The sequence below is a fragment of the Pseudomonadota bacterium genome, from assembly GCA_022361155.1.
Lineage (GTDB): Bacteria > Myxococcota_A > Polyangia > Polyangiales > JAKSBK01 > JAKSBK01.
The window spans coordinates 1-5390 of record JAKSBK010000586.1 but is presented as its reverse complement, the minus strand read 5'-3'; the positions used below and the strand labels follow the sequence as shown (position 1 = coordinate 5390).

Below are 5390 nucleotides of genomic sequence, written 5' to 3'. Positions count from 1 at the left end.
CCCGCCACGAGATGAACACGGCGAGCAGCAACTCGACCCGCCAGCTACCATCTGCACACAGAGTCACGATCATTTTCCATCCCTATTGTCCAAGTTGCTGACCCAAGCGTCCCCGGCCGCGTTCACCCGCGCCGGAAAAACAGACTGCACCGAGAACTCGATAGCCCTGTCCTGGTTGGATAGGGACCTACTCAAAGAGCTCGGCCACGCTTGAGATCCGTACAGTAGCGTGAAGCCAGACGCTCAGGAGGGACTTCGAGTCCCCGGTTGCAGCAGCCTCGGGCTTGGCGTTTGGATGCAATCGTGATTCCTCGTCCTTGTACTGCGTGTGCAAGCGTCGACCTTAAACCGCCGACTTGTGCACGTTAGCGGCACTTGAACCCGATTCCGGGTCTGTTCTGCATCCCAAACAAGCACGAACGGCGTGCTTGCGCTTGATGTGTGTAGTGACTCCAGGTACGTTCCTGCCAACTCCGGCAGCGGAACCTGGCGGTCGAGGCAGAATTCTGGCGTTCCGCACGGTGAGCATGCTAGCCGGAGCCGGAAAGTGCTCAGCCCAACGAGATTCGCTTAGCGCATAGCTCAGGAGGTCAACATGTCCGTTTCCAAGAACGTCCGAACACGTACGTGCAATCCGGTTCTGGTGGCGGCGCTGGTGGCGGGCATAGCCGTCTGCGCCGGTGGATGTAACAACCAGCAGCCCATCGGTGCGGCCGGGTTTGGCGGTTTTGGCTTTGGCGCGGCCGGGTTTGGCTTTGGTGGTTTTGGCTTTGGCGGTTTTGGTTTCAGCGGTTTTGGCTGGGGCCCGAGTGGTTTTGGCGGGTTCGGTCCAGCTGGCTTGGGGTTCGGGTCAGGCACCTGCCCGGTTACCGCCACTTGCGTCAACAACCCGCAAGTCTCTCCGATCCCCTATTGCGCCTACACACAGAGCTCGCCGCCGCCGTTCAATATGCTGCCACCGCCGTGCGGCACGACCCAATGCGACGCCTTGGGGGGCGAATGCGTGTCTTTTCCGGGTTTGATCCCAGCTACGCCGCGCTGCTTCAAGGCGTGCTCGCCCTGACCGCCCCGACGTGAAGCTTGTGTTTCCCGCTGCCCGCGCGCCAGAAGTCTCTTCCCTCTAGTCTCGACTTCTAGGCGCTAGTCTCGAGTCGGTCTAGTACGGGGCCCGCGAACGTGCGGGCGCAGAGCTGTGCGGCTTGTGTGTGGGAACGGGCTTGGCCGGGCTCAACGAGGCCGGGCCTCGGGCCCCGGCTGTTTCCGGCTCGAGGCGGATGAGCTCGATCGAGGCGGTGTGCAGCTTTGGCTCGTTGTCCTTCTTCAGCTGCGAGACAAACTCCTCTATCGCTTGCTGGCGCTGCTGGCGCCACAGTCGCAGACGAATGCTGGCTTCGACTTCTTCCTTTGTCCGCTTCTGGCCAGGTCGCTTGCCGGTCAACTTGACGAGGCTGAAGCCGCTCGCCGTGCGGACGGGCCGTGGTGCGATGTCCCCGATTTTCTTCAGCTTGAAGGCAGCCCCCACGATCGCGGGGTCGATACTTGCTTTGTCGGCGCCCTGAGGTACGCCGGCGGCGTTGAAGTAGTTGAGGTCGCCGCCGCGCAGCTTGGTCTGTGCGTCGGTGCTGTGCTCGCGTGCCAGCTTCCTGAACTCGCGCATGTCCGCGGATCGCACCTTCTTGAGCAGCTCCCTGGCCCGTTTGGGGTCCTCTAGCGCGATGTGGCCCGCACGGACCATGGCCTCGCGGTTGAATTCGGCCAGGTGCTGTTCGTAGTACTTGGCGACATCCTCGGCAGCCACCGACTCGGGCGTAATGCGCTCATCGAACTCCTTTCGGATGAGCAACTGGACGCTGTTCTGCTTGACGCTATGGACGAGCTTCGGGTGCTTGCCAAAGCCCGATCGTTCGGCTTCCTCCGCGAGCAGCTCCACACGTACCTGACGGTCGAGCAGCGCCTTGAGTGCTTCCGGCTTGCGGTAGCGCCGCCTCACGATCGGAGACATCTCGGCCAAGATGGCCTCCAAGTCGGCTACGGTGATGGCCCCCCCCTCGAACCCGACCACGGGCCGGGCGAGCCGCTCGCGCTCCGCCGCATCGACTCGCGGTATTGGGTCAGGGCCGGCTTCTGGATTGCCTTGCCGATTGGTGCCCCGCGTCGCGGGGCTTTGCGCGCTCAGGGTGGATGCGACAAGCACGACCACAAGCAGCGCGCGGGCCAAGGTTTCCGCGCCGGGTCTCACCACAGCCGCCACCCTCCAGCGCGGGCGCGAAGGCAGCGCGGTCCGATATCTGGGGGCTGAACAAGGCGCATGAAGGTGTCTAGCAATACCAAACCAAGACCGCGCCACGTTGTATGCCATGTCGAAGCGCACTTCCAGCGTAAGTGCCCTTTCCCTACCCTTGCCCTTGCCCGCTCAGCCAACGACATCGCGGATCGTGACCAGCACGATTACGCCCAGCAGGACGAGCAGGCCCACGGTGTGCACCACGGCCTCGATGCGTTCGTTCGGGCGGCGGCGGGTTACGAGCTCGTAGCCCAAAAACACCAGCCGTCCGCCGTCGAGCGCCGGGAAAGGCAGCAGGTTGAACATGCCGAGCGCCACGGAGATGAGCATCAGTATCGACATCAGCTCCGCGACTCCCTTGCCGGCCCGCTCGGCCACGAGCTTGCCCATGCCGATGGGGCCTTTGAGCCCGTCCGTGCTGCGCTGCCTGACCAGGCTGGCCAAGCCCTTGAGCTGCTCGACCGTGATGGCGTAGGGATAGACCAGGGCCAGACGCGCGGCATCGGAAGCCGGCTGCACCTCGTAGACGGTCTTGAATTTGGGCACGACACCGATGACTCCGCGGCCGCCTCGTTGTGCGGGCGTGATGGTGAGCGTGCTGGTCTTGCCGCCTCGCTCGATCACATACTCGGTGGCGAGCCCCCCACGTGGCTTCGTTACGGCAATCAGGTCCTGCACGTCGTTGACGGGCTGGGCGTTCGCGCGCACGACCACGTCGCCCGGCTTCAGGCCCGCCTGCGCAGCGGGTGTGCCGGGCTCCACCGCTCCAATGATCATGCGTTCGACCGGCACGCTACGCGGCCAGCCCGACAGCGCCAGCCCGAACACGAGCACGGACGCCGTCAGGTAGTTCGCGAACGGGCCGGCGAAGATGGTAACGATGCGCGCAAACACACCCTTGTTCGGGTACAGCGACGGGTCATCGGGATCCACGTCCTCTGCGGGGTTCATGCCCGCGATCAGCACGTAGGCAAGGAACGGGATGGCACAGATTTGAAAGACCGTCGGGCTGCCCTTGGGCTGGTAGCGAGCCAACACGGGGCCGAATCCGATGCTGAAGCGCGTTACGCGCATCCCGAAAGCGCGCGCCGCCAGGTAGTGGCCTCCCTCGTGAATGACCACGAGCAACGAAAGGCCGATGATCGCGACGCTTATCTCGAAGATGCTCATGTAGGAGCGGCACCGTCGTGGTACACCACGCAAGCGAGCCCGCCAGGGCACAGCAATACCCCACACCATAACCCCAACATCGTCTTGGGGCCACGCGGGCCCTAAGCTGTTGGCATGCCGCAGCGCCGGACGCCGTGCCAGCACCGAATCCGCCAGGCTGTCTTGGGGGCGCTGCTGCTCGCAACGCATTCCACTGGCAGTCAAGCCCAGGTCCTTCACGAGTTCGTTCCCGACGTGGACAGCAACGAGGCGCTGGCCACCCTGGCGCGGACCAGCGGCGGACCGCCGCTCGTTTCGTATCGTGGTGAGCTGGTCGGACCACCCGACACCACGGTAGCGCCGCCCCTGTCCATGATCGCTTCCAGCGGCGACGGCCGGGGCCAGGAGCGCCCGGGTCGGCGTTCGGCCGCGTTTCGTCCGGATCGGTTGACGGCGCTCGAATCCACGGTAGAGTATCACGCATGCTTCAGCCCTACCATCGCTCCGTTCAAGCGCGTTACTGCGCTCGATGCCGTGGCGTTCGGCAAGGACGGACGCACACCGGTGCTCGGCGTTTGGCAGCCACGGAGCGATAGCGTCGCCGTGACAGCGCAGCACAGCGACCAGTCCGACTCGGCTCGCGACCGGTTCTGGGGCTACGTCGAGCTCGACCTGCGTGAGGGCCGCCGCACCCCCCTACCCTCTGTGGCCCCGGGCTCGCACCTGCTGTTGCTGCGCGCCGAGCCCAACGTAGCGCTCCAGGTGAGCAAGGACGGAGCGGACAACTTCTTCGTGAGCGTGGCGGGGGCCCTGCCCCGGAACAAGAAGGTGCGCCTGAGCTTCCTGACCGATGCTCCACAGGGGTATTTCGCACAACCGGTGCCGCAGGTCCCCGTGAACGCCCTCGCGGTCGAGTGCCGGCCGATGCCGGCCGGTATCCGGCGGCGTGCGCTGCGGCTCGCATCAGAGCTCGGCGTTCACGCCAGCTCGTCACTGCCTGAAGCGCTCGCGAAGCTGACCGCACATTTTCGAGCTTTCGAGGAATCCGAGGAGCCGCCGCGCGACAGCGGTGACATCCTGGCCGATCTGGTGCGCTCGAAGAAGGGCATCTGCCGCCACCGGTCCTACGGATTCACGATTCTGGCTCAGGCGCTCGGTGTTCCTGCTCGTTTTGTGCAGAACGAGGCCCATTCCTGGGTGGAGGTGAAGCTGTTCGGCGCCGGTTGGATGCGGATCGACCTCGGTGGCGCGGCCCACGGCCTCAACGCGACTGGCGCGGCCACGCGGCCCGTCTACATCCCGGAAAACCCCGATCCGCTGCCACGCCCCGAGGCCTACGAGCGCGCTTACTCGCTGCTCGCGGGCAACGTACGAGGCCTGCGTGGCTCGCTCTCGCGTCCCGTGGGGGCCTCGCAGGCGCGGTGGCTGGCGCGCGCGACCACCGGCTCCCCGGGTGGGCGGCTCGCGCCGTTTCTCGGCATGCCCACCCAGGGGGCCGATCCGGCTGCCGGCTCTGTCGACACCGGGCGCGAGCGGCTGACCGTGCGGCTGAGCAAGCACCGCTATTCCGTGGTCCGCGGCGAGATGCTGGCCGTGAGGGGCCTGGTGCTGGGTCCCACCGGGCAGGGAGTGGCAGGGCTGCGGGTGGAGGTGTCGTTGGCTGCCGTCGACCAGTCGCGCACGTTGCTGCTCGGCGTGACGCTCACCGGCCCGGGTGGCGATTTCGGTCGCTCGTTCGGCGTGCCGGCCGATCTGAAGCCAGGAGACTACCGGCTCGTGGTGATCGCCCCCGATACCCCCCGCTACGCCCCGGCCATGGCCTACTGAATGCGGCCCCGGGGTACGGCGAATCACATCGGCGTGAGCCCAGAGCGGAATCAGCCGGCCATGGCCTACCGAATGCGGCCCCGGGGTACGGGTTGAACGGTGCAGCCGCTTGTTGAACGGTGCAGCCGCT

The 5390-nt window shown here is 65.7% G+C and carries 5 protein-coding genes; 3 read left to right on the top strand and 2 right to left on the bottom strand.

Features of this window, described 5'->3' with window-relative positions; genetic code table 11:
- Together MJD61_22140 and MJD61_22135 are read left to right on the top strand one after the other, a co-directional pair.
- Window positions 1–214, top strand: a 214-nt coding sequence (locus MJD61_22140; protein ID MCG8557959.1) for a hypothetical protein, incomplete at its 5' end; no start/stop codon positions are given.
- Between the two features lie 381 nt (window positions 215–595).
- On the top strand, window positions 596–1063 hold the full coding sequence (locus MJD61_22135) for a hypothetical protein (GenBank protein MCG8557958.1): 468 nt from the start codon (window positions 596–598) through the stop codon (window positions 1061–1063).
- Window positions 1064–1156: 93 nt separating this feature from the next.
- On the opposite strand, the gene MJD61_22130 is transcribed toward MJD61_22135, so the two are convergent.
- Entirely contained in the window at window positions 1157–2242 is a 1086-nt protein-coding gene (locus MJD61_22130; GenBank protein ID MCG8557957.1) for a peptidyl-prolyl cis-trans isomerase, read from the bottom strand.
- 171 nt (window positions 2243–2413) lie between these two features.
- A complete protein-coding gene (locus MJD61_22125; protein MCG8557956.1) occupies window positions 2414–3454 on the bottom strand; it encodes a M50 family metallopeptidase in 1041 nt (346 codons plus the stop codon).
- Between the two features lie 114 nt (window positions 3455–3568).
- Here MJD61_22125 and MJD61_22120 point away from each other — a divergent pair, with 114 nt between their 5' ends.
- Window positions 3569–5260 carry a transglutaminase domain-containing protein gene (locus MJD61_22120; protein ID MCG8557955.1) on the top strand — a complete coding sequence of 564 codons (1692 nt, stop codon included), beginning with the start codon at window positions 3569–3571 and terminating at the stop codon, window positions 5258–5260.
- The last annotated feature ends 130 nt before the right edge of the window (window positions 5261–5390 follow it).

Excerpts from the sequence above, each read along its gene's own strand:
- MJD61_22135 (MCG8557958.1), top strand. The coding sequence starts at position 596 with ATGTCCGTTTCCAAGAACGTCCGAACACGTACGTGCAATCCGGTTCTG.
- MJD61_22120 (MCG8557955.1), top strand. The coding sequence starts at position 3,569 with ATGCCGCAGCGCCGGACGCCGTGCCAGCACCGAATCCGCCAGGCTGTC.
- MJD61_22125 (MCG8557956.1), bottom strand. The coding sequence starts at position 3,454 with ATGAGCATCTTCGAGATAAGCGTCGCGATCATCGGCCTTTCGTTGCTC.